Genomic DNA, 25,144 nt, shown 5'->3' with positions numbered 1-25,144 from the left:
ACTGGAGCGAGGGCCCCTTGCCTGTTAAATGAGCGAACCACATAGGTGAGATCATGCGTTAGTATGGTGTGAGCCACTTGTAATAACGCAACAATTTTAGCGCAGGAAAGCGAGGTGTTTCCAAGCCAACCCTAGCTCTCATGACTTAAAGGACCTAATAAAACACTATGAAAAAATCCCCGCTCGTGTTGAGCAGGGATCGGTCATCGTGCAAAGCCATTTATCAGATTTGCACCTTATTTATATTGGTATATAGACAGCAAGCTAGCCTCTTTTAGCACCTCGGCCTCCGCGTTTAGATTCAGTATGCTTTTTCAGTGATGCTAGACGTTCGTCGCTATCCTTCAGGAAATTGTTCATTTTTTGTTCAAATGATTCAGGGGATTTGCGACTATTGTTTGGCTTGTTAGGCGTTTTGCGGCGACCATAGTTTTCTTTGGCTTTCTTGATGGAAAGCCCGATTTTACCCTCTTTCACATTAATGACTTTGACCTCTACTTGATCGCCCTGGCTCAAATGTTCATTAATGTCTTTGACATAGTTATCGGCAACTTCACTAATATGAACCAGCCCCGTCTGACCATCAGGGAGCTCGACGAATGCTCCGAAATTAGTGATTCCCGTTACCTTACCCTGCAGCTTGCTGCCTACTTCAATTGACATAAAAAAAATGCTCCTCCTTAGAATGTTCGATAAAGAAAATTATCCTTATTACATATTATATATAAGCAACGAAAAGAGTGTCAATATGAAGGCTCTTCCTCAGGCATATTAAAAATTATTTCGCCTTCTTTAGAGAAGAAATAATTTGTACGGGCGATTTGAAGGACATAGTCTTCATCCTGCAGCAGTTCAATTTCCTGGTTAAGATCCTTCTCTTCTTGCTTCAAGGCAGACATATCTTCCTGAAGCTGCTCATATTTTTCCTGCTTTTCGTTATATAAAGCTTGTTGTCTCATTTGATAAGTCACCATAGATACAGCTACCACAGCAACGATTAGGGCAAAGAGGGTCAGGCGACGAAAGAGACGCTTTTTCTTTTTCTTTTCTCTGTCCATATAAGCATCGTAGTGCTGCATGTATGTAGATTCTAACCGCGTTACTCTTTGTTTATCGGCCATCGCTCGTTTGCCTCCTTGTTATTTTTTAAAACTTTTCCACCATGTCAGTAACCTATTCTTTATTTTACCGCAAAATCCTGCTATATGATGTAAGAATTTTTTCATATTTTTAGGAAGGAGCCACCAAACCCCTTTCCCTAAAGGGGTTAAGAGAAAATAAATTAATTTCAATATCCCTATAATACCCGATCCGAGCAACGATAAAACCCATAGCACGATATAGAAAATCGTGCGCACAATCCATACAATCGGCTGTATGATGAGAATATGAATCGTTTGACGGACGATTGAAACAATGCGTGCAACCACACGAAAGACCCATTCCAGAACGCTTAAAAATCGTGCTCTGAATAAGGCGCGGTAAGCTGCATAGCCGCAAATGACCGCAACTAAAATATAAAAACGGAGCTCTCCATAATTAGACAGATACAAAATTAAAAACAGAAATAAGGCTTGAAACATCCAAAAGCTAAGTACCAACGCATAATCCAAAACGACCTTTTTGCGGTAGCCTTTTGTCAATTTATGAAACGTGTCGACCGCCGCACCAAGGTAAATCCCGCTGGCAATCATCGTCACCATGGTGAGGAACTGAACACTTAAACTCATTTAAAGAGCTTGCTAAATAATCCTTTAGCTTTTTCTCCATGGTTTTCATCAAGGTACGTTAATTCATGAACTTTTCCCTTGATAGAGACTTCACCCTCTTCAACATCGAGGTTTTTCATCTGGAGATTCTCCCCACGAATAACGAGATAACCCATGGTGGTTTGCAATAAAAACTCTTCACTGTCAAAACTGTCAACTTCCTTAACACCTGTAATTTCCAAGGTGCGGCGATTGCTCATTTTTACATGATGTTCTGCCTGCACGCGTACGGATTGATTCCTGTCATTGTACTCCATAATTACAGCCCCCCTCTATGGTACAAGCTATGAGTCAGAGGGAGCTTTTAGAACAATTAGTGTACGGGCTCTTCTTTGATGATTTCGTAAAGGGACTGCGCTTCATCTTTCTTCGTTGTCTCCCGCAGCGACTTCACTTCAATCGTCAATATCTTTTGACCGAATTGGATACGCAATTCATCGCCGACTTGCAGCGTACTGGCTGCTTTCGCCTGATTCCCGTTAATGGTAATGCGCCCCTGATCAGCCACTTCTTTTGCAAGCGTACGGCGTTTGATCAAACGAGATATCTTTAAGAATTTATCAAGTCTCATCATATTTATTCTTCCCCTTTATATTCGGCTTTGGCTCGTTCCCAAAAACCATCTAATTCGTCCAATGTAAAATCATGCCACTGATGTCCGCTATCCACGACCTTCTTTTCCACGTAAGCAAACCGCTTCCTGAACTTTGCATTGGTTTGCTCCAGACTGCTTTCACTCGATAACTTATAGTGTCGTGCGAGATTGGCCAGGGCGAACAGTAAATCGCCCCACTCTTTTTCCATTTCCCTTACATTCTGCTGGCGTCTGGCAACCTCAAATTCTTGCCATTCTTCTTCCACTTTCCGAATGACTTGGACAGGATCGCCCCAATCAAATCCGACTTTAGCTGCCTTCTTTTGGATTTCTTCAGCCTGCAATAAAGCAGGGAAGCTTTTAGGAACGTGATCCAACAGAGCGACATGCTGGCCGGATTTCTCGTTCTGTTTAATCGCATCCCAGCTTTGCACGACATCCTCTGCCGTCTCGGCTTGATGATCACCAAACACGTGAGGATGCCGTCGGATCATTTTATCGGTTACGGTTACTATTACGTCATCCACCGTAAAAAATCCTTCATCTTCACCAATCTGGCTATGTAAAAGGACTTGCAGTAAAATGTCACCGAGCTCTTCAGTCATGTTAACATCATCAGCACGATTGACCGCATCGATAAACTCATACGTTTCTTCAATTAAATATTTGCGAAGGGATTCGTGCGTTTGCGCTCTATCCCAAGGGCAGCCGTCAGGCCCTCGCAATTCGCTGATCACCTCCCGCAGCCGGAAAAACTGATGATTCAGCTGATTCATATCAGTGATAGGCGCGAGATGAACCGTCGTCAGATTATCAAGCTCGACAGCGCGGTCCAATTCTTCCAAAGGTATGCTCAAGCGTGTCTCCTCATTACTGCCTGCTGCTGACACAATGGTAACGGGGGTTTCGGGGGCAAGATCGTCCAATAAGGACAGCTTCACTTCTGATGCAATCATTTTATCATAAACTTGGCAAAATATTAGGTGACTGCGATAGTCCAGTTGATTGCGTTTAAATGACGTGGCATCCAATAATTGAAAACCCTCGATGGGGTCAACTTGGAGCGCGTTAAATAGGTCGTCTAAGAAACTGCGTCCGCCGGTACACGTCACATGAAGGTCAGTTTCTTTCCCGTGTTCGAGCAGTAATTGCACCGTTCTTTCCGCTAACATCGGGTGTCCCGGAACGGCATAAATGACGGCCTGAGTCTCTGACGCTTGGATCAATTGTTCCACGATATCCTGATAAACAGGCTCAAATTGATCGTGCCTTTGATACGTTTCATCAAAGCCTTTAAAGGTGACGCCTTCGGTTTCGAGCGCCGCCACGACAGGATGGTCCTCGGTTCTCACGTAGACGGGCTGAGCCTGTGAGATGAGTTTTTTATAAAGACCTAACGGAAGCTGGTCAATATCTCCTCCGCCCAGTCCGATGATTTCAATCGAATGCATGTTCATTTCCTCCTTGGTAGTAATCGGGCAACACTGCCGCCATAGGGCACGTGCAGGATTTCACGCCGGGACAAACTGCCGCTCACAAGCAATAATGCGAAATAAAGCAACGCCCCCGTCATCACGGCAAAAAGGATAAAGGCTAAAAGCCCGACACGCGTACTATCCAGCCCGATCATTGTTTCGACTCTTTTTAAGCTGAGCACCCATAAGGCCATACCGGATAAACAAGCGAGCACCTTTACGAAAGTCCGAAATTTTAACAAGGGTTCCTGCAATGTTTTCAAAAGGACGTAGCTGTTGCCTCCCAATACAGATAACGTTGCTATAACAGTCGCTGCTGCGGCCCCTTTCAACCCGAATAACGGGATGAGCCACAGGTTCAACCCCCATTTCAACATAAAACCGGCTGCCACCATCCCAGCCGATACATAAACACGGCCTAACCCTTGCAGGATAGAGGCAACGCAAATAGCAGGAGCGCCGAATCCAATCGCAAGCATCATCCAACGCAGCGGCGAAGAGCCCGCACTATTTCGGAAAAACACCTGATTAACCTCCGGAAATAACAAAGCCAATCCAAGCGTGGCGCCTGCCGAAATCACGAAGCTGAACTTCAATAACGCACGTATATAGAAACGGACCCGACATGGACGGCTTTTAAAGCGTGAGGGTGTAACCGACGGCACTAATGATAAAGCGAGAGACGAGCCCAGCACCACACCGAGTTGAATCAACGGATAACCCCGGTCAAAAATGCCTTTCCCTTGTCTCGCCTCACCATGTGCAAGCCCGTAATCCTGGAGCGAGGTAACCAGTGTAAACGCATCAGCCAGTTGGAACAGAAGCAGCAGCATGTAATTCAAACACATGAATAAACCGTAGAGGGCCACGGTCGTAAGATAATGCGTATAAGCTACTGGCCAACGCTCATGCGTCCACGGGTGTCTCCGCCAAAAGCGCATACCCAGATACAAACCTGCGATAAGACTGCCGGCAAGCGAGCCTAAGGCCGCCCCTGTGCCAATGTTATACAACTCACGTGAAGAGGTCACATAAAGCGCAGTCACAATGATGATGGTCACCCTGAATAGCTGCTCTATTAGTTGCGAGTGAGCCGTGGGGACCATGTCACCCGACCCCTGGAACACCCCGCGGAACATAGACACGGCCGGGAGCAAAAGGAAAATCACAGACGCAGCCTGAAGCGAAGACTTCAGCTGCTTGTCACCCATTATGTAAGCAATGTGCTCTGAACCGAAATAAAGACACACCGACATGAACGTACACACCGCCATTAAGATTAAGAAGACCGGCATATAAAACGAACGCAGCGACAAACCATACCCTTGCTGTTTCAATTCCGCCACAATCCGGGATATGGCAGCGGGAAAGCCATACAAGGATAAAACCAAAGCAGCACCCAAAAACGGATATATTTGTTGATAAATGTAAAAGCCAAGATCACCTGTGATATTTTGCAGAGGAACCCGATATCCTGCACTTAAAAGCTTACCCACAAGAGCAGCGACCGTCAGGAGAAAGGCTCCTTTAAATACTTGTTTCGTTTCGTTCTGAGGACTCATCAAACCTTGACCTTTCTCATTGTTTATCTCATCTCGAGCTCCCATTATAGCACAAAATAAATAATCAGACCCTTCATGTCCTCAGCAAGGGTCTGATTAATCGTTTAGTTATTCCATTTGTTTGGCGAGAAAACTTGCCGCTGTATCCACCGATTTCATAACAGCCTCTGACAACGCCCCATTCTTACTGAACGCAACGACACAGCCGATCGGATCACCTTGAGCAATAATCGGGGTGAGCAAGTACCCTTCGACCTCTTCCTCCGCTCCGCGAACAAGCTCCACTTTTTCCGATTTGTTTTCAGAAATCGTTTTACGCTCATCCATCGCTTCTTCAACCTTCGTGCTGATATTCCGATTTAAATAATCTTTCTTGGATCCTCCAGCGACAGCGATGTATTCATCTCTATCACATATAAGTACAGGTAATTCTAATGATTCAAATAATGCCTCTGCGTACTCTTTTGCAAAATCACCAAGCTCGTTAATAGGTGAATACTTCTTCAATATAACCTCGCCTTCTCTATCCACGAAGATTTCCAGCGGATCCCCTTCCCGAATACGAAGGGTGCGGCGAATTTCTTTTGGGATGACTACTCTCCCTAAATCATCAATACGACGTACTATTCCTGTTGCTTTCATACTTGAGCAGCCTCACTTTCTGTGATTAAAACTTTCCTAGTTCATCCGCAAGTATAAATTGCAGAATTAACAGTTGATGAGGTTAGTATGATTCAGCAGGAAAAACCTATACACCCTAAGTATGGATTTTTGTTAGAAATTAAGGGAAAACCGTATTTTTTTGACAATTTTATGGTTTAGCTGGGTAAAATGGTGCTCGTGTTTTGCATGAAAGCTGTGATTTGGCTGGAAAAGAAGACATATATCAGGCGAAGCGTCTGACACAGCATTTTTTGGTCCAGCGGCCAAATATCGGTCTCATTTTATCGGTCTTACGCAGCAATAAATCAGTCGAGTCGGGCCGCTTATCGGTCAAAACTGCTCATTTATCGGCCCAACTCCTATTTTATCGGTCCGCCGGCAGGATATCGGTCTGATTTTCATTTTATCGGTCTGACGCACCTACATATCAGTCGAGTTGAGCACCTTATCGGTCAAGTCGCCTCATTTATCGATCTAATTCCAATTTTATCAGTCCAGCAACCAAATATCGGTCAAATCCCAATTTTATCGGTCTAATAGAAGTAGATATCGGTCCACCCACACAGGTATCAGTCCGACGATATTTAATCACCTAAGCGGTATTCACGGCACGGATCATCCCGGGCAGAGCTTGCAGGAATTCGATGACGATTTCATAGCGACGCGGTTTGGAATCTTTATCCCAATTAAAGGTAACCTTCAATTTCTGATCTTCTGTACCTAATTGAACGATGCGCCCATACTGATTGGCAAACTCAAACAGTTTCGATCCGTCAATTTGCTGGCTTGTCTCTGCTTCCATTAGGAATTGAATTTTCCGTTTATCTTCTGAGACGGACTCGACCCGTGCTTTTTTCGCGTGGATACGCAGCGATGTCACGTGGAACAGATTTTCGATTTCTTCCGGGTAATCTCCGAACCGGTCAATGATTTCATCACGTAAATCATGAATATCTTCCACTGATTCAGCTGCTTGGAAGTGCTTGTAGATGTCGATCTTTTGTTTTTCATCATGAATATACGTATCGGGAATATAAGCATCGATGTCTAAGTCAAGCTCAGGCTGGAACGGCTGGATAGCTTCGGGTTCTGTCCCTTGCCTTTTTGCTTCAATAGCATCTTTGAGCATCTGAGAGTACATATCAAAACCGACTGAGTCAATGAAGCCGTGCTGCTGGGCGCCTAACAGATTCCCGGCACCACGGATTGATAAGTCCCGCATGGCGATCTTGAATCCAGAGCCAAGTTCAGTAAATTCCTTAATGGCTTGCAGCCGTTTCTCAGCAATTTCAGTCAGCACTTTATCACGTTGGTAGGTGAAGTAGGCATAAGCGACACGATTGGAACGCCCTACGCGACCCCGCAGCTGATAAAGCTGACTCAACCCCATCTTGTCAGCATCATAAACAATCAAGGTGTTCACATTCGGGATATCGACTCCCGTTTCAATGATCGTTGTACTGACGAGGACATCATATTCGCCTTCTAAAAACGCAAACATCGCATTCTCAAGCTCCGTTTCATTCATCTGCCCATGAGCAAAAGCTACTCTTGCATCAGGCACGAGAGCTGAAATATCCTGTGCCATCCGTTCGATGTTTTCCACTCGATTGAATAAAAAGAAGACTTGGCCCCCACGCGACATTTCCCGTTCCACCGCTTCGCGCATGAAAACAGGGTTATACTCAAGCACATAAGTCTGAATCGGGAAGCGGTTTTCAGGCGGCGTTTCAATCACAGACAAATCCCGGACGCCCAGCATCGACATGTGGAGCGTACGGGGGATAGGCGTGGCCGTCAGCGTCAGCACATCGACATTCGCTTTCATCTGTTTGATTTTCTCTTTATGCTTCACTCCGAAGCGTTGCTCTTCATCAACGATCAAAAGGCCCAGTTCTTTGAATTGAACGTCCTGGGAGAGGATGCGATGCGTGCCGATCACAATATCAACGAGTCCTTTTCTTAAGCGATCTGTCGTTTCTTTCTGTTGTTTCCTGGTGCGGAAGCGACTCATCAACTCAATATTGATACCGAAATCCTGGAATCGCTCTTGCAGCGTTTCGAAATGTTGTTGAGCGAGAATCGTCGTTGGCACGAGAAAGGCGACTTGTTTGTTATCCGTAATCGCTTTGAAAGCTGCACGGATAGCCACTTCCGTTTTTCCGTAACCGACATCTCCGCACAGGAGCCGATCCATTGGGCGGACTTTTTCCATGTCCTCTTTAATTTCTTCAATGCAACGGATTTGGTCTTCTGTCTCCTGATAGGGAAAAGCCGCTTCGAATTCACTTTGCATGTCATCGTCCTTAGCGAACGCGTGCCCTTTGGTTGCTTCTCGTTCTGCATACAGCTTGATCAGATCATCAGCGATATCTTCTACGGAGGATTGCACTTTGCGCTTGACTTTAGCCCACTCACTGCCGCCTAATTTATATACTTTAGGTTCTTTACCTTCCGAGCCTACATACTTTTGGATCAAATCAATTTGGTCGATGGGAACAAATAATTTGTCATCCCCTGAGTATTTGACTAACAGGAAATCTTTATGGACCCCGCCCATGACCAGCGTCTCAATACCGAGGTATTTGCCGATGCCGTGATTGGCATGGACGACGTAATCGCCGACTTTCAACTCCTGATAATTTTTAATCCGTTCTGCATTAGAAAGCTTCTGCTTTCGTTTCGGCTTGGATGTCCGTTTTTTAAAGAGCTCATTCTCGGTTAAAACAGCTAATTTATGCAACGGCAGTTCAAACCCTGTACTGACGTTACCATTAATGATTGTCGGCATCGTAACAGGAAGTTCCACTTCTCCCTGTGCGATAACTGCCTCCATCCCATAATCCTCGAGAACCGATTTGATCTTCTCGCTGCGTGAATCATCAGGGGCCATGATCAAGACCGATACGTTCTGTTTGTGCCACCGTTCCATTTCATTTTGCAATAAATTCATCTGCCCATGGAACTGCTGCATCTGACGGCATGACAAATTAACGACATTCTCCGGCTGGGTCGACGGAATATGCCGTAAAAACACAGAAAGATACAGGCGGGGCTGTTTCATCATCTCCCAGGCATCATGCCAATCGTAAGAGATGGAGAGATCACGCACCATTTGGTTCGATTCTAACAGGTTTTGATACCATTCACCTTCTTCATGATCAAGCTGTTTCGCTGTTTCTTGAATGCGACTCATTTCGTCAAGTACGATCACGCCGTCGGATGGCAGATAATCTAGTAAACTAGACGGATGTTCATAAAAATAGCTAATATATTTATACATTTCCTGAAAACGACTGCGCTCTTTTAAGCGTTCTAAATCATGTTCCACATGCTGGCTTAATGTTTGTTTGGCTTCCGTCGAGGACAGCTTCTGCAGGGAATGAGCCAGAGCGTCCTCTAGCTTTTGGGAAGCACGGGCAAAATCTTCATCCGTTAATAACATTTCCGTGGCTGGACCGACATGAACATGATCGAATTTTTCAATCGAGCGCTGCGATTCAGAATCAAATGTTCGAATGGAATCGACTTCCGTGTCAAAAAGCTCAATCCGATAGGGGAACTCGGCTGTTAAGGGATATATATCCAGGATGCCGCCCCGTAAGGAAAACTCCCCCGGCGTTGCGACCATGTCAGATCGTTCATATCCCATATCAACCAACCGTGACAAATAGTCGTCCAATGCTATATCTTTCCCAACTTGAAACGGAAGCTGGTATTCGTCCCAATAAGAACGCGGAGGCATCACACGTTTCAGGGCCGCTACAGGCACAATCAATATCCCCGATTCCTGGCTGAACCAGCGGGTCAACGCTTCAATCCGTTGGCTGCGAAGTTCGGGACTTGCCACTGCAATTTCAGAAGCAATCAATTCGTTAACAGGATATAAAGAAACATGATGTCGATGTTCCGATAATTCTTGGATATCTTCATACAAGGATTGGGCTTGTATGAGTTGATGCGTTACAACCAGCACTGGTTTATTCAAGGATTCCTCAAGCAACGATACGAGCACACCTCGCGCCGAGCCTGAGAGACCTGATACCATCTGCTCCCTCATTCCGGACTCGAATCCGGAAATGACCGAGTGGATATCATCACTTGAATATAAGTAATCCTTTATACCTCGCATACCAATTCCTCCACAACCATAGCCATTGCCATGGTTTATTGAATAAAAAAGTCAAGCTCATGATACTGCGGATGATCGGTGAGGGCTTGTTCACAATCTTCACATGTTATACGGATGGATATATCCCCGTTACCGTGATATTCCACCATTTCCCGATGGTCCTCCGCGCTTAAACGCTCAAGGCCAAGCCTTGAGGTATCGGTGTCATAATGATTGAGTTCCCCCACAGTTTGTTGGCAATGACGGCACACATAGATGATTGACATCTAAATACAACCTCCTTTAATCGATTGTATTTAGTGTAGCCGCCATTAAAATCAATTATACGAAGACCCACTTGAGTGAGTTTACGTTTGGTTAAACGTGTTCATGACTTCATTGAAGGGTTTTTCCATCCATGTTTCGCAAGCTTCCGCCGCTTGTTCCACACTCTTTGCAGCTTGTTCGGTTTGTTCCGAATCAAACATGCCTAAGACATAATCGACAACCGACATCGGCCCTTTTGGTCTTCCGATTCCAACACGAAGCCGATTAAAATCCTTTGCATTAACCTGTTCAATAATGTTCCGTATCCCATTATGACCGCCATGTCCACCTTTTTGTCGCAGGCGAATTTTACCCGGAGGCAGATCCAGGTCATCGTAAATCACGAGCACATCTTCCACATCAAGCTCATAATAATCCATGAATTGCCGAACGGCTTCACCAGACAAATTCATATAGGTCTGCGGTTTAACGATGAGAACTTTTTCTCCCGCCACATGTTCGACGGTATAGAAACTTTTGAATTTTTCTTTTTGCAGTTCCCAGTGATTCCGCTCAGCTAACTCATCGATAATCATGAAACCGATGTTGTGCCTGGTCTTTGCATACTTTTTACCAGGGTTGCCTAACCCTACAATACATTTCACGATCACAACTTCCTTTTCACTATCATATTCATATTTCCAATATTATAACAAATAAAAAGCGCAAGCGCCCGTTTATCCCCGACAAGCTTAAGCAAAATCGCAATGGGGCGTTTTTCCCCCTAGGGGGAGATTGCTTTAGCTCCTCTGGCGTAAGACTTCAACACGTATAAAAAAGGACGCAACACATGGTCACGCCCTTTCCTCTCTATCAATCCATCACATACGATTTAGGACTTATCTTCGTCCTCTTCAGGAGAACCTTCCTCATCTTTTTCGTTAATGACTTCTGGTTCTGCATCTGGATCTTCAGCTTCTGGTTCTGTCGGCATTTCTTCTGGCGGCGTTACAGAAACGATGGTCGCGTTCTCATCTTCAATGATTTCATAGTTACGACCTTGCTTCAAATCGCTCACCATGATGCTGTCACCCACATCAAGATCCGTTACATCAATTGTGATTTCTTCAGGAATTTGATTTGGCTTAGCGCGGACGGATAGCTCATACAACGGCTGCTGAAGGACGCCGCCTTCTTTGGAACCGAAAGCTTCTCCTTCGAGGCGGACCGGTACTTCAACGTCCATATCTTCTGCCATGTCAACGATATAGAAGTCAGCATGAAGGAGCTCGTCCTTAAGAGGATCGATCTGATAATCATGAAGCATAACTTCTACAGGTTCTTTGTCCTGTATATCAAGTGAAATGATCGCGTTTTTACCTTGATCGCGGACTGTTTTAAGCAATTCAATGCTGTTAACAGATATAGTCACCGGGTCTTTAGCTTTGCCATATACAACGCTTGGAACATCGCCTTCTTGACGAATTTGACGCGTTACGGATTGTTTTAAATTCTGTCTTTGATTCGCTTTCAATTTTACTGCCATTATTTTCAACCTCCATAGATATAACTATCTAATATATTCTTTTTCCCTATTTCAAGCACTTTCAAACCTGTCATTAATCAAACAACATGCTGATGGATTGACGTTCATGCACGCGAATAATCGCTTCACTGATTAAAGGAGCAACCGAGAGCGGCGTGACTTTGTCGATAAGCTTATCATCACTGAGCGGAATTGTGTTCGTCACAACGAGTTCTTTGATCATGGAATTCTCAATTCGCTCCATAGCAGGACCCGAGAGCACGGGGTGAGTGCAGCACGCGTATACTTCATTGGCACCATTTTCAACAAGCGCATTAGCGGCCAGCGTTATTGTTCCAGCTGTGTCAATAATATCATCAATAATGATGGCTGTCTTGCCCTCTATATTACCGACAATATTCATGACTTCCGCGACGTTCGGAAGGGGACGTCGTTTATCGATGATCGCAATCGGTGCTTCTAGCCGATCAGCCATTTTGCGGGCTCGTGTAACCCCACCATGATCAGGAGAGACAATGACAATATCTTCAAAGGACTTCTTCTCAAAGTAATCAGACAAAATCGGTACGCCGACTAAATGGTCGATCGGTACGTCAAAGAAACCTTGAATTTGCGGAGCATGAAGGTCCAACATAATGACCCGGCTTGCTCCTGCCGTTTCTAGTAAATTTGCCATGAGTTTAGCTGTAATCGGCTCGCGTGCCCGTGCCTTTCGATCTTGACGAGCGTAACCGTAGTAAGGCATGACAATATTAATCGTCTTAGCAGAAGCGCGCTTCAGTGCGTCAATCATGATAAGCAGCTCCATAATATGCTGGTTCACAGGAGCACATGTCGATTGGACCACATAAACATCGCATCCGCGAATGCTCTCATCAATGTTAATTTGAATTTCGCCGTCACTAAATGACGTCACCGTACATTTACCTAATTCTGTACCGATGTTGTCTGCGATCTCTTCCGCCAATTCCGGGTTGGAATTCAACGAAAACACTTTTAAAGACGAATCCTTGTATCCAGATGCCATGGAATAAACCCTCCATTAATCTTTTTTCGTGGCTTTAATTTTGCTGGCATAACCTTCTTTGTTCGTTTGACGGGCCCTGGCAATGGACAACGCCTCTGCCGGTACATCTTTGTTGATCGTCGAGCCTGCCGCTACATAGGCGCCTTTTCCTACTGTAACCGGCGCGATCAAATTCGAATTACACCCGATAAAAGCGTCATCCTCCACGGTAGTCAGATGCTTGTTGTGGCCATCATAATTCACTGTTATTGTACCACAACCCAGGTTGACTCCGCTTCCAATGCTGGCATCTCCAATATAACTCAAATGGGATACTTTACTTCCCTTCCCTACAGAAGCTTTCTTGACTTCCACAAAATTACCTATTTTCGCATCGTCATCGACATTCACTTGGGGCCTGATATGTGCATATGGGCCAATATACACACGGGCACCAATCTGACTATCACGCGCGACACTCTGTGTGATTTCAGTGCCTGTCCCTATGTCACAATTCGAGATTGTAGAATGGGGCCCGATGGTCACGTCGTCTTGAATCACTGAGACGCCGTCGATCATCGACCCGGGATGTATCGTTACATCCTGACCGATCTCTACATCGGGTGCAATATAGGTGTTATCCGGGTCTACAATGGTGACCCCATTTTTCATATGATGTTCATTGATCCGCTGCTTCATCATCTTTTCAGCTTGAGATAATGCAACCCGGTCGTTGACGCCGAGAGATTCCGTAAACTCCGGTGTCTGATAAGCACTTATCTTTTCCTGTTCCTGCTTAAGGATACCAATCACATCAGGCAGGTAATATTCCCCTTGAACGTTATCGTTTGATACACTGTTCAAAGCATTGAACAAAAAGGCGTTATCAAAACAATACGTGCCCGTGTTGATTTCCTGGATGGAACGCTCTTCCCCTGTCGCGTCTTTGTGCTCAACGATTCGCTCGACATCCCCAGATGAATTGCGAACGACACGCCCATAACCCGCAGGATTTTCAGCATGCGCTGTTAAAATCGTTGCTTTGGCCCCTTCTTTTTCGTGATGATCCAACAAATGTTGGAGGGTTTCACTCGTCAAGAGCGGGGTATCGCCACAAACGACAAGGGTGGTCCCTTGTTTATCAGCCAAAATGTCAGATGTCTGCAGGACCGCATGGCCTGTCCCCAGCTGTTCTTCCTGAATTACATAATGACTTTGCTCACCTAGATGGTCCTGGACTTTCTCCGCGCCGAAACCAACCACCGTTATAAGCTCGTTCAACTGCACTCTATTTAACTGATCGACCACATGCTGAACCATCGGCTTACCACAAACGGGATGCAGTACTTTATACAATTTTGACTTCATCCGTGTGCCTTGGCCAGCAGCTAGCACGATCGCATATCGATTGCCCATTAAGTTACCTCCATCCTATTTATCCATTATGAATAATATCTTAAAATGCGCTTTATTTCAACAAACAGGTCCAAAAAAGCGAAAGCGCCTCGCTCACTCCTGACCAGCGTAACAATACACTTTTCTGCGGCGGAACTGGCAAGCCTCCTGCCTCAATAAAAAAAGACCTAATCTCTAAAGATTAGGTCTTAGTTGTTATAATAGCCTTTTAAGAAGCTCCAGCTTCTTCATATTCAACCTCTGCTTCACCGGCATTATGATATTCTGCCAGTACTGCATCCTGAATTTTTCCGCGAGTGCCGGAGTTGATCGGGTGTGCAATATCCCGAAACTCGCCATCAGGCGTACGCTTGCTTGGCATAGCCACAAACAAACCGTTATTTCCGTCTATCACACGAATATCATGGACTACAAACTCCTGATCCAAGGTAATAGAAGCAATTGCTCGCATTCTTCCTTCAGTATTAACGCGTCGCAGTCTCACGTCAGTCACTTCCATTATGTTCACCACCTTTTCCCTATAAGAACTTATAAACTAAATTCCACAAAACGTAAAAAATTCCTGCTTATTTTCCAAAAAATTTTCAATAACATAGATTTGGATGCGCTTCCCTCATGGTGTTACATGGCCAAAAAAAGCCTTCATCGCAAGGGATGAAGGCTTTATAAAACTGGATTCTACTTCAAAAAATTTCTTTAAATTTCTTCCAGTAAATTACCTGGATGAACGTCGATGGTTTGATTGCGATCATCAACATTCAAAATTTGAACGAGTGATATATAGTCGTGGACCACGCGCTCCTCTTCTTCGTCTTCTGCTTCAGCAAGCACGCCGACACCGGCTACATGAGCGTTAAACTCTTTTAACAAATTTTTCATGCCGTTGATTGTTCCCCCGGCTTTCATGAAATCGTCAATAATACATACACGGGAGCCTTCCTCAAGGCTTCGTTTTGTCAGTACCATGGTCTGAATTTTTCTAGTTGAGCCAGACACATAGTTCGTACTTACCGTGGCGCCCTCTGTCACCTTAGGATCACGCCTGGCAATGACAACCGGCACATTCAAATAGGCGGCCACAGCGTAAGCGAGCGGTATGCCTTTCGTAGCGACCGTCATGACAACATCCACTTGGCGGTCAGAGAAAGCCGATGCAAACAACCGACCGATGTCTCGCACCGTGCCCGGGTCGCCAAGCACATCGCTCATAAACAAGTAGCCACCCGGCAGAATTCGGCCAGGATCTTCTAATTGCCGGCATAACTGCGTGACAAACGTCCTGCTGTAAGCATCCGAAAAAGTTGGGATGTATTTGACGCCGCCTGAAGCACCTGAGACGGTTTGAAGGTGGCCGATCCCTTCATGCTGAAACATTGAATTAATTATGGTCAAATCCTCGCTTATAGATGACTTGGCTGCATCGTATTTGTCTGAGAAAAACGGCAGCGACACCAGTTCACGAGGGCGATCAACTAGATAATTGGTCATAGCGACCAACCGATCACTTCTTTTCATCATCACACCTCGAAATCCGAATATTTTCACTAAATATAACAGATTTGTACGGTTTCTAGCAAGTATCGGCGCGATTTCCCAGTAGACGAACCCGATAGACTTCGTCGCAAAACCCTTTCAGGCTGTTATAAATACGGCGTGCTCTCGTGTCATATTGGACTAGCGCAAAAACAGTCGGGCCGCTCCCGCTCATCAGAACGGCATCGCCTCCAGCTTGCTTCATTTGTGTCTTAATATGTTCAACTTCCGGATACAGGTCAATCGTCACGTATTCCAACGTATTCCCGACATGTTGGCACAACTGCCCAAAGTCGTTTTCCTTCAAACTGGTGATCATCGCCTTCGTATTCGGGTGTGGGGCATCACTCAAATCAAGATTTTCATAAATGGATTGCGTTGACACACCAATTTCAGGCTTGGCTAAAATCACCCAGCAAGGCGGCGGTGTCGGGAGGTGCTCTATTTGTTCTCCCCGTCCGGTAGCAAGTGCCGTGCCCCCGTATACGCAAAACGCCACATCCGAGCCAATTTCACTTCCAAGCAAAGCCAGCTGCTTTTCGGTTAAACCAAGTTCCCATAAACGGTTCAGCCCGCGTAAAACGGCCGCAGCGTCACTGCTACCGCCAGCTAAACCCGCTGCAACAGGAATGTTTTTTTCAATGATAATACGCACGCCCTGGCGGACATGATACGTATCTTTCATTAATTTAGCCGCTCGAAACGCTAAATTCCTTTCATCATTCGGAACAAAACGGCTCTCAGATTCGATGATAATCCGGTCCTCCGCAAGAAGCGAGAGGTCAAGCCGGTCCGCTAAATCAATCGTAGTCATCACCATTTCTACTTCGTGATAACCATCCCCCCGTTTATAAAGAACATCGAGGGATAAGTTGATTTTTGCTGGTGCTTTTTCAAAAATTTGCATGGAAAACACCCTTTTCAACGTCTTATCTTCAAGCATTGTATCATAATTTCCATAAAAAAAGGGATAAACCCCTGAAGGTTTAATCCCTACTCATCTGTTCTTCTGCCATTTGAACAGCCCTTTTAACCATATTCCCCGCATCCCGTGTTGAAATTCCTCCCCAGCCTTCGCGCTGAATCGTGTCGTAAATACCGAGTTCTTTTGCAATTTCTTCTTTCAAACTGTCCGACATAATCCCTTTTCGTCTAGACATAGCATGTTAGCCCCTTTCGCTAATCACTCAGCTGCGACAAGCTTAGTTTATGGAGCCTCGTTTCTTTCATACTGTCAGTTGTATGTAAGCATGGGAAAGTTTCTCTGTATAGTTTGTCCGGTTTGATGTCAAAATAAAAAGCAGTAAACAAAAGTTTACTGCTCACCCAGTGCCAAAGCGCCTTCAAAACTTAATTCAACTGTTTCTGTAAGTACATCGGCATAGCTATAAGATACACGTTCAAATGCATTCTGTTCTTGATCAAGCTCAATAATAAATACGGAAGGGTACGTTTCAGCTAGAATTCCAGAGCGTTCGATGGTTTTTCTGCGACCCCCGTTTGCTTTCAAAGTCAAGCGTTTGCCAATTTGACCTTCCAACGATTGTTTAATTTCAAATAACGTTTTAGCCACTACACTCCACCTCACTATATATAATATTAACACAAGCTGTGATCCGTGTCAATAAAATCTTATATTATACCAGTATGACAAAATTAATGTCAACAAAATATTGCTGCAGACGCTATTTATTTAATTTACCCAGCAAAAGGAAATTTATGTGAAAAGACGTTGCCTCTTCTCGTGAAACAACGTCTCGCACTCATGATTCTTCAACTTCTTCTTTTGGGTACGGCATTCCAACGCGAAGTAAACCTCTCGTTTCAACGCCACCGAGACCGTTATTTCCGCTTAACGTATTGCGAAGCACTTCCCAAACATTCACTTTATCCATAAACGATGTATAAGCGATTCTCGCTACCACGTAAACGGGATCTAAAGCGTGAATGTTAATGCGACCCGGTGAACTAGCAAAATTAGCGCCTGCTCTAACGAGGGATTCAAAGTGAGACTGGCAGGCTCCAGCAAAAATGACGAGTTGATCCAAACTGGGCGCTTTCTCTCGAGCTGCACGCACCGTGTCGACAAAATATTTCGAGTGGCGATACGCTCCCAAATCGCGAATGGATCCCTTGCTCTTGGAATAAGAATCGTGCCCTGTAATCACGATGATCTCAGGTTGTATCCGGTCAATCAGTCCACCGATTTTTTCCGGCATTTCTTTTTCACTGACATAATTTCCGTGGACCTGGATACCAAGCTGACGATATAGTTCAATACATTTTTTTAAAAAAACCGGATCACCATCAATATGAAGCACACGCGGTGCTAATTGGAAATAACGGGGTTCTTCATCGTACATTTGCTCTGTTTCCACATCCCGTTTTTCCTTCAGCAGTTGATAATCCTGACGAAACAAACGATAGGAGTACGCTTCCTGCTCGTGGACATGTTTTTTCTTACGCTTATACTCTTCCCCGGACACTTTTTTCAGGTCGTCTAAGGGAGCGTCTGCTTCGAGTCGATAGTCTTCACCAAATAAGGTGACACTGTCCTGTTTGACCGCTTGCACTCTGAAAATCAAGTCGTGCTTGTAGGATGTTCGCGTAACTAAATCACCGTTTACAATCATTTGCTCCACCTCACAACTGACACTACGATAGTGTATGTGCAGGTGGGCAAGTCGTGTCTGTCTCGTTTATGTTACGTCGTAAAGTTGATTTGCCAAAACAGCAAACTCTTCCATCGACAATGATTCTCCGCGGCGTCCGGGATCAATGTCCACTGCCATCATTACATCTTTCAACTCAGCTTTTGTCTGTCCTGTAAAATGCCGCGATAGATTATTCATTAACGTTTTTCTGCGCTGACCGAATGTCGCTTTGACCACTTCGAAGAAAAACGGCTCATCTTTGACGTTCACAGGAGGGGCCTCGCGCAATGTCAGCTGCAACACGGAAGAATCAACATTCGGCTGGGGCATAAATACCGTTTTCGGGACATTCATCACGACCCTCGCTTCAGTATAATACTGCACGGCGATCGACAATGACCCATAGCTTTTGGTATTCGGCTGGGCCGCCATGCGCTCTGCTACTTCTTTTTGAATCATGACGGTTATGTTCTGAACCGGGAGGCGGTCCATCAGCAGCTTCATGAGAATGGGCGTTGTAATATAGTAGGGTAAATTCGCGACAATGTGAACGCGCTGACCTGGGTCAAACTGGCTTTGAATCACGTCGTGGATATCGGAGGCTAGTATATCCTCATTGACAATCGTAATGTTGTCGTAGCCCTCCAGCGTTTCAGACAGGATCGGTATGAGCCGTTGATCGATTTCAAAAGCGACGACCTTGTCAGCAAAACGTCCAAGCTGCTCAGTCAACGCTCCGATTCCTGGACCAATCTCAATAGCACCGGCATCCTGACCAATTCCTGCATGCTTGATCGTGTTTTCGAGTATATTTACATCTATGATAAAATTCTGACCTAAACTCTTTTTAAAAGCGAAACCATATTGGCTTAAAATGTCTTTCGTTCGAGTCGGAGTCGCAATCGCCTTATCCTTCATTTTTTTCCTCCTGAATGATCGCCTGCATCGTGTTATCGAATTCACGATGGGTAATATTGAACATGTTCAACCTTTTGAGTAACTGTTTGCCGTTAGTCTGGCCAATATTCAGCCTTTCCCCTAGTATCCTCCTGCGCTCAGCGGCGTGCCGGTGTCCGAGCAGCCCATAGCGCAGCAAATCCTGTTTCGTGAAGACCGGCTGCATTTGCTCAGTTAATTCATATACAGCTGATAAGGCCGCTTTAATATCCTCTGAGGATGCATGTTCAATCCCGACACCTTTATCATGTTTAGCAAGCGCCTGGTCTTTGGGCAAAAATGCATGCTTACAGGTGGGTACAGCTTGAGCAACGATGTGACGAATCCGTTCGCCAGGGTAATCCGGATCCGTAAAAATGATGACGCCCCGCTTCTGTTCAGCGTGTCGGATTTGGGCAATGATCGCATCATCAATGGCTGATCCATTCGTTTCTATCGTGTCAGCGTCGACGGTCTGCAAGATTTTAGCTGTATCATCTTTTCCTTCCACTACGATGATTTCTTTTATTTTCACGGATTGTTCCTCCATTATCAGACAAGCTTATCACAGATAGCATACCACGAGATGTAGCGTGAATAAAAAACAATCTTTCTACAGATTGCGGGCCTGGCTCGGTCGGATTAAACCAGGAGACGCCTGAGTAAGAATTCCACGTTTCTCAAGACGATTTAACGGCGTGCTGCCATGGCATGATACACTTAAATTATCCAGGATCCTTTTTTATCTCAATCTGAATAAAAGGAGGGTCAAGTATATGCCCAGACTCCATAAAATCGCTCTAATTGTTTCGATTATTGTTTTAGCCATGATCGTTTCACCATTTATTTATGTGGAAGTTAACAAGAATGTATATGAAAATAGAGTGAATCATTATCTTCTTGAAGAAAAAGGGTATGACAAAGAAGAAATTGCCTCAGTAGAAGGTGTTATTGGGTTAAAGATGCCACCATTTTATACAACAGTCATTTTCGAAAATGAACCGTATGTTGAATACACTTATTTTGCTCACAATGAAGTCATACAGTTTGACTATAAAATTACGGATGAGGAACATAAAGGCATAAATGAAGAAGAACTAAAGAATCTCGATAAACAACTTTAAACTTCAAGGCCCGAATTTTCTAGTTTCCTAAGCAGTAAAAAAAGCTCTCGAGATGAGTCTCGAGAGCTTTTGCCGGTTCCAAAATCTTTAATCAAGGACTTTGACTTGAACCGTACGGCGTCCAAAGCTTTGGGCTTTACTTTGTGACGAGATGAATAGATCAATTTTGTTCCCGTTAATTGCGCCGCCTGTGTCACCTGCAATAGCATAACCGTATCCTTCTACCCAAACACGGCTGCCTAGTGGAATCACACTTGGATCGACGGCTACCACCTTTTTATTCGGGTTGGCTTTCAAATTGATTCCTGTAGCCGTGATACCAGAACAGCCACCACAATTAGCGGTATAAGCCGTGGCACTCATGGAGAGTGTTTTTGTTCCGCTCGGCTCCCCACGAGATACCGTGCTGCTGTCGCTGCTAGAACCGGAATTTGAGCTTGAATTGGAGCTTGAGCTCGTAGTTGAAGCTGACGCGGTGTTAGAGCTGCTGGAATTGCTTCTGGATGATTGTTCGACTTTCGTTCCAATGGCAACAATGCGTTGCTCGCTCTCTTCTTTCGTGCGTTCTTCAACTAACTCACGGTCCACTTCCTTGCCGTTTTTCAACGTCACTTCGTATTCTTTTTCGATGACCCCTTTTTGTCCGGAAGCGACGACTTTTTCTTTACCTTTTTCTAAAGAGCTATCACTTTTCTTCTTAACTGAATAGACCACGTCTTCCTCAACAATATCCGTCACTTTTTCCACACGCGTGATGGCCAGTGACGTATCAGCTGTGAGTTCCGCTTTTTTAGCCGGCTTAATTTCATCCAGCTTATTCAAGTCGATATCTTCTTCCTGAAGGAACTCCCCGACTGTTGACGCTGTTGTCCATACTTTTGCTTTGTCTCCGCCATCATTGACGGCAAGCTCAATTGCTTTGTTAATATCAATTGTCATTTCTGGCTTAACTGCTGCTTCAGGCTGATGAGACATTTCATCATGCTCTTTCAGCTTGATTTCTTTCTCTTCCAGCAATTCTCCAACGGTTGACGCCGTGGTATAATACTCGGTCTTTTCTCCATCTATTGCTACGTTTACTGGCTGAGAAGCTAAGTAATCTACTTTCATGCCATAAGTAATGGGGGTGTCTAGTTCGTGTGACAGGCGATCCTGAGCTTTTACGTTCATGTTCATTTCATCCAGAAGATCACCAACGGTATTACTATGAGTGCGAATAAGGGAGGTTTCACCATCGTGGCTAACCTGTACGGATGTTTTGGTGACTTCAAACGTTAAAACTCCAAGAAACGCGATAAATGCTACGGTACTCAACACAATCATCGTCAGTTTTGATTTGAAAACTGACTTCAACACGGAAAACAATTGCATGCCTCCTCCTTGCCTCCTAAAAAAATTAGGAGTGTCCTTTTCGATTCGGTACAGGCACGTCAACTCACCAATTTACCACAAATTGGTGAAGGAGCCGGTCTCTGCCTGACTCCTTCAATTATGCACAAGTACCTAGTGAAAGAACATAACAGGGAGATTACAATTCACATACAATCATATGGCAAAAGTATTACAAACGGGTAGAAAAGACCCTCTTTTAGCGAAAATTAGCGGTTGATGCCGAAAAAATCCAAGGCATTTGACATAGTTTTTTCACTCACTTCTTCATACGATAGTCCTTTGATTTCTGCGACTTTTTCAGCAACCAGCGTTACGTAAGCAGGCTCATTGCGTTTCCCCCGATTAGGATGGGGCGCCAAAAAAGGACAATCCGTTTCGACCAACAAGTGATCAAGGTCGATTGCTGCTGCAACGTCTTTAGGTTGTTTAGCATTCTTGAACGTCACCGGACCACCGAGTGAGATCATGAAATTCATTTTGACACATTCTTCAGCAATTTCTACGGGGCCGTTGTAGCAGTGCATAATGCCGCCGATTTCTTCAGCGTTTTCTTCTTTCAAAACCTCTACGATATCTTCTGTCGCATCACGATTATGAATAATAATCGGCATGTTCACTTTCTTGGCTAGTCGTATTTGCTTTTTGAATACTGTCTTTTGCACATCTGCCGGGGATTTATCCCAATGATAGTCCAACCCCATTTCGCCGATTGCGACGACTTTCGGGTGAGCCGACAACTCTTCAATCCAGTCAAGCTCCTCATCCGTCATATCCACGGCATCAACGGGATGCCAGCCCACCGCAGCATAGATATGCTCATGGGTCTCGGCAATTTCAATGGCTAATGGGATCGTTTTGCGGTCAAACCCTACCACGGTCATATAAGTAACGCCGGCCTCTTCGGCACGTTGGATGGTTTCCTCGCGGTCCTCATCAAACTGATCGGCGTTCAAGTGTACGTGCGTGTCAAATAACATAACGTAAAACCACCTTTTTCAAAATATGTGATGAACGGATAAAAAGGGAAGCTTAGTGAGAGCTTCCCTTTTTATGGCTTTATTTAACTTTTGCTCCATTTTCCAGATTGGCGTCCACAGAAGCCAATGATAGGGTTCCGTGGTCATCTTCACCGGCCAGAATCATGCCTTGTGATAATTCGCCTCGTAGTTTGACCGGCTTAAGATTTGCTACACAAATCACTTTGCGCCCGATCAAATCCTCAGGCTGATAATGCTCGGCAATACCTGAGACGACTTGACGGCTTTCGCTGCCAAGATCCAACTGAATACGGAGCAGCTTATTCGCTTTTTTCATCGGTTCGGCTTTCGTAATTTGAGCAACCCTGAAGTCAAGCTTAGCGAAATCATCGATCGTAACTTCACCAGACTGATCAGACGCCTGCTCTTCAGCGGGTTCCTCTTGTTTAGGGGTAGATTTTCTCATCATCTCTTTAATGATCTGGGATTCTTCCTCTACTTCTAAACGTGGGAAGATCGGCTTTTCTTTTTGGACTGTCGTACCAGCATGAATGGCGCCAAACGTTGTCAAACTATCCCACGCAGTCAAGTCGCCTTCTTTAATACCCAGCTGGCTGAACATATGACCCGGTGTGCGCGTCAAGAACGGCTGCAGCATAATGCCAATATGGCGCAGCGCTTCCGCCAAGTGAGCCATTACATTCCCCAGACGTTGGCGCTTGCTGTCGTCCTTCGCCAGAACCCAGGGCTGTGTTTCGTCTATATATTTATTTGTGCGACTGATAAACTGCCAGAGAGTCGAGAGGGCGATGGAAAATTCCATGTTGTCCATTGCGTTTTCGACATTTTGCTTCGTATCGGCAGCCATCTGTAGCAATTGCTCGTCATAAATTTCCTCGCCAGGCTCGATCGCTGGAATTTGGCCGTCAAAATACTTGCTGATCATCGCGATGGTACGGTTAAGCAAGTTCCCGAGGTCATTCGCAAGGTCATAATTGGTGCGTTCAACGAAAGCTTCCGGTGTAAACACCCCGTCCGAGCCAAATGGCACTTCACGGAGAAGATAGTAACGAAGCGCATCTAATCCGTAACGCTCACTCAACTGCACCGGATCGACGACATTCCCTTTTGATTTCGACATCTTTCCATCCTTCATGAGAATCCAACCATGAGCAAACACTTGCTTAGGAAGGGGCAGATCAAGCGCCATCAACATAATCGGCCAGTAAATGGTATGAAAACGCACAATTTCTTTACTCATCAAATGAACATCTGCCGGCCAGTACTTTTTAAACCGTTCATCATCATCAGTATCATAACCTAGCGCCGTAATGTAGTTGCTTAGCGCATCGATCCACACATAAATAACGTGCTTCTGATTACCAGGAACGCCGACCCCCCAATTAAACGTCGTACGGGAGACCGCCAAATCCTCCAGACCCGGCTTAATGAAATTATTAATCATTTCGTTCTTACGGCTTTCCGGTTGGATGAACGTCGGATTGTTTTCATAGAATTCCAGCAATTGATCCACGTATTGGCTCATTTTAAAGAAGTAGGATTCCTCTTTAACCTTTTCCACGGGACCGCCGCAATCTGGACAGTGACCTTCATCCAGCTGTCTTTCGGTAAAGAACGATTCACATGACGTACAATACCAGCCTTCATACTCACCTAAGTAAATATCGCCCTTTTCCATCAAGTAATCAAATATTTTTTCGACAACCTTTTTGTGGCGTTCTTCTGTGGTGCGGATGAAATCATCATGGGAAATGTCTAATTGCTGCCAGAGATCTTTAATCCCACTGACAATATCATCTACATACGCCTGAGGATCTTGACCTTTTTCCTCGGCCTTACGCTGGATTTTCTGGCCATGCTCATCCGTCCCGGTCAAATACATGACATCATAGCCGCGCAGCCGTTTATACCGTGCCATAGCATCCCCAGCTACCGTGGTATAAGCGTGCCCTATATGAAGATTCCCACTTGGGTAATAAATGGGGGTGGTAATATAAAAGGTGTTCTTTTCCTCAGCCATCCTTTTCCCTCCTAAACAAATTGCGACAACCGACGAAAACGAGGTTGTACATAAAATAATGCTATTATTGTTCCATT

General features: G+C 45.0%; 27 protein-coding genes. 2 read left to right on the top strand and 25 right to left on the bottom strand.

From position 1 onward, the window contains the following. Positions 1-264: 264 nt before the first annotated feature. The 8 genes from HOP45_RS19730 to spoVT form a co-directional block, all read right to left on the bottom strand. The gene (locus HOP45_RS19730; RefSeq protein WP_181351167.1) at positions 265-663 is read right to left on the bottom strand and encodes a S1 domain-containing RNA-binding protein; all 399 of its coding nucleotides are present in this window, start codon (positions 661-663) and stop codon (positions 265-267) included. 80 nt (positions 664-743) lie between these two features. Beyond that, entirely contained in the window at positions 744-1,121 is a 378-nt protein-coding gene (locus HOP45_RS19725; RefSeq protein WP_181351165.1) for an FtsB family cell division protein, read from the bottom strand. Between the two features lie 18 nt (positions 1,122-1,139). Next, positions 1,140-1,730: a spore cortex biosynthesis protein YabQ gene (gene yabQ / locus HOP45_RS19720; RefSeq protein ID WP_181351163.1), complete on the bottom strand. Its 591-nt coding sequence runs from the start codon at positions 1,728-1,730 to the stop codon at positions 1,140-1,142. Continuing rightward, the gene (gene yabP / locus HOP45_RS19715; RefSeq protein ID WP_181351162.1) at positions 1,727-2,026 is read right to left on the bottom strand and encodes a sporulation protein YabP; all 300 of its coding nucleotides are present in this window, start codon (positions 2,024-2,026) and stop codon (positions 1,727-1,729) included. Before yabP ends, yabQ begins: the two co-directional genes overlap by 4 nt. 56 nt (positions 2,027-2,082) lie before the next feature. Further along, entirely contained in the window at positions 2,083-2,340 is a 258-nt protein-coding gene (locus HOP45_RS19710; RefSeq protein ID WP_181351193.1) for an RNA-binding S4 domain-containing protein, read from the bottom strand. Positions 2,341-2,345: 5 nt separating this feature from the next. Then, positions 2,346-3,815 carry a bifunctional methyltransferase/pyrophosphohydrolase YabN gene (yabN, locus tag HOP45_RS19705; protein ID WP_181351160.1) on the bottom strand — a complete coding sequence of 490 codons (1,470 nt, stop codon included), beginning with the start codon at positions 3,813-3,815 and terminating at the stop codon, positions 2,346-2,348. Between the two features lie 2 nt (positions 3,816-3,817). After that, positions 3,818-5,401: a putative polysaccharide biosynthesis protein gene (locus HOP45_RS19700; protein WP_255437769.1), complete on the bottom strand. Its 1,584-nt coding sequence runs from the start codon at positions 5,399-5,401 to the stop codon at positions 3,818-3,820. A gap of 108 nt (positions 5,402-5,509) precedes the next feature. Further along, positions 5,510-6,043 (bottom strand): stage V sporulation protein T, encoded by a 534-nt coding sequence (gene spoVT, locus HOP45_RS19695; protein ID WP_181351156.1) that lies wholly within the window; start codon positions 6,041-6,043, stop codon positions 5,510-5,512. A 203-nt stretch (positions 6,044-6,246) separates the two neighbouring features. On the opposite strand from spoVT, the gene HOP45_RS19690 reads away from it, so the two are divergent. Continuing rightward, positions 6,247-6,459 (top strand): hypothetical protein, encoded by a 213-nt coding sequence (locus HOP45_RS19690; protein WP_181351155.1) that lies wholly within the window; start codon positions 6,247-6,249, stop codon positions 6,457-6,459. 197 nt (positions 6,460-6,656) lie between these two features. Here the strand turns inward: HOP45_RS19690 and mfd are convergent, their stop codons facing one another. From mfd to rnmV, 14 genes are all read right to left on the bottom strand, one after another. Next, positions 6,657-10,196: a transcription-repair coupling factor gene (mfd, locus tag HOP45_RS19685; protein WP_181351153.1), complete on the bottom strand. Its 3,540-nt coding sequence runs from the start codon at positions 10,194-10,196 to the stop codon at positions 6,657-6,659. 35 nt (positions 10,197-10,231) lie between these two features. Then, a complete protein-coding gene (gene fin / locus HOP45_RS19680) occupies positions 10,232-10,462 on the bottom strand; it encodes an anti-sigma-F factor Fin (RefSeq protein ID WP_181351151.1) in 231 nt (76 codons plus the stop codon). Positions 10,463-10,543: 81 nt separating this feature from the next. Continuing rightward, the gene (gene pth, locus HOP45_RS19675; protein WP_181351149.1) at positions 10,544-11,107 is read right to left on the bottom strand and encodes an aminoacyl-tRNA hydrolase; all 564 of its coding nucleotides are present in this window, start codon (positions 11,105-11,107) and stop codon (positions 10,544-10,546) included. A gap of 227 nt (positions 11,108-11,334) precedes the next feature. After that, positions 11,335-11,988 carry a 50S ribosomal protein L25/general stress protein Ctc gene (locus tag HOP45_RS19670; protein WP_181351147.1) on the bottom strand — a complete coding sequence of 218 codons (654 nt, stop codon included), beginning with the start codon at positions 11,986-11,988 and terminating at the stop codon, positions 11,335-11,337. Between the two features lie 73 nt (positions 11,989-12,061). After that, a complete protein-coding gene (locus HOP45_RS19665; RefSeq protein WP_181351145.1) occupies positions 12,062-13,015 on the bottom strand; it encodes a ribose-phosphate diphosphokinase in 954 nt (317 codons plus the stop codon). A 15-nt stretch (positions 13,016-13,030) separates the two neighbouring features. After that, the gene (gene glmU, locus HOP45_RS19660) at positions 13,031-14,410 is read right to left on the bottom strand and encodes a bifunctional UDP-N-acetylglucosamine diphosphorylase/glucosamine-1-phosphate N-acetyltransferase GlmU (RefSeq protein WP_181351144.1); all 1,380 of its coding nucleotides are present in this window, start codon (positions 14,408-14,410) and stop codon (positions 13,031-13,033) included. A gap of 208 nt (positions 14,411-14,618) precedes the next feature. Further along, a complete protein-coding gene (gene spoVG / locus HOP45_RS19655) occupies positions 14,619-14,909 on the bottom strand; it encodes a septation regulator SpoVG (RefSeq protein ID WP_181351142.1) in 291 nt (96 codons plus the stop codon). 197 nt (positions 14,910-15,106) lie between these two features. Next, entirely contained in the window at positions 15,107-15,925 is an 819-nt protein-coding gene (gene purR / locus HOP45_RS19650; protein WP_181351140.1) for a pur operon repressor, read from the bottom strand. 55 nt (positions 15,926-15,980) lie between these two features. Continuing rightward, complete coding sequence (gene ispE / locus HOP45_RS19645) at positions 15,981-16,850, bottom strand: 4-(cytidine 5'-diphospho)-2-C-methyl-D-erythritol kinase (protein ID WP_181351139.1); 870 nt, start codon at positions 16,848-16,850, stop codon at positions 15,981-15,983. 79 nt (positions 16,851-16,929) lie between these two features. After that, positions 16,930-17,103, bottom strand: coding sequence for a small, acid-soluble spore protein, alpha/beta type (locus HOP45_RS19640; RefSeq protein ID WP_181351138.1), 174 nt, complete (start codon positions 17,101-17,103; stop codon positions 16,930-16,932). A gap of 155 nt (positions 17,104-17,258) precedes the next feature. Beyond that, complete coding sequence (veg, locus tag HOP45_RS19635) at positions 17,259-17,516, bottom strand: biofilm formation stimulator Veg (protein ID WP_181351137.1); 258 nt, start codon at positions 17,514-17,516, stop codon at positions 17,259-17,261. Between the two features lie 190 nt (positions 17,517-17,706). Then, on the bottom strand, positions 17,707-18,576 hold the full coding sequence (gene yabG, locus HOP45_RS19630; RefSeq protein WP_181351136.1) for a sporulation peptidase YabG: 870 nt from the start codon (positions 18,574-18,576) through the stop codon (positions 17,707-17,709). 66 nt (positions 18,577-18,642) lie between these two features. Continuing rightward, positions 18,643-19,515 carry a 16S rRNA (adenine(1518)-N(6)/adenine(1519)-N(6))-dimethyltransferase RsmA gene (gene rsmA / locus HOP45_RS19625; RefSeq protein ID WP_181351135.1) on the bottom strand — a complete coding sequence of 291 codons (873 nt, stop codon included), beginning with the start codon at positions 19,513-19,515 and terminating at the stop codon, positions 18,643-18,645. Further along, on the bottom strand, positions 19,505-20,068 hold the full coding sequence (rnmV, locus tag HOP45_RS19620) for a ribonuclease M5 (RefSeq protein ID WP_181351134.1): 564 nt from the start codon (positions 20,066-20,068) through the stop codon (positions 19,505-19,507). The genes rsmA and rnmV overlap by 11 nt, the downstream gene beginning before the upstream one ends. A gap of 241 nt (positions 20,069-20,309) precedes the next feature. Between rnmV and HOP45_RS19615 the strand changes: the two genes are divergently transcribed. Next, positions 20,310-20,657: a DUF3139 domain-containing protein gene (locus tag HOP45_RS19615; protein WP_181351133.1), complete on the top strand. Its 348-nt coding sequence runs from the start codon at positions 20,310-20,312 to the stop codon at positions 20,655-20,657. Between the two features lie 87 nt (positions 20,658-20,744). Here the strand turns inward: HOP45_RS19615 and HOP45_RS19610 are convergent, their stop codons facing one another. The 3 genes from HOP45_RS19610 to metG all read right to left on the bottom strand — a co-directional run bounded on the left by HOP45_RS19610 (position 20,745) and on the right by metG (position 25,067). Beyond that, positions 20,745-22,028, bottom strand: coding sequence for a G5 and 3D domain-containing protein (locus HOP45_RS19610; RefSeq protein ID WP_181351131.1), 1,284 nt, complete (start codon positions 22,026-22,028; stop codon positions 20,745-20,747). A 227-nt stretch (positions 22,029-22,255) separates the two neighbouring features. Beyond that, positions 22,256-23,026 (bottom strand): TatD family hydrolase, encoded by a 771-nt coding sequence (locus HOP45_RS19605; RefSeq protein ID WP_181351129.1) that lies wholly within the window; start codon positions 23,024-23,026, stop codon positions 22,256-22,258. 79 nt (positions 23,027-23,105) lie between these two features. Beyond that, a complete protein-coding gene (gene metG, locus HOP45_RS19600) occupies positions 23,106-25,067 on the bottom strand; it encodes a methionine--tRNA ligase (protein ID WP_181351128.1) in 1,962 nt (653 codons plus the stop codon). Positions 25,068-25,144: the final 77 nt, after the last annotated feature.

It is taken from the genome of Thalassobacillus sp. CUG 92003 (assembly GCF_013618635.1).
Classification (GTDB): domain Bacteria; phylum Bacillota; class Bacilli; order Bacillales; family Halobacillaceae; genus CUG-92003.
The sequence above is the reverse complement of the archived record's forward strand: the minus strand, read 5'-3'. Positions and strand labels throughout refer to the sequence as shown.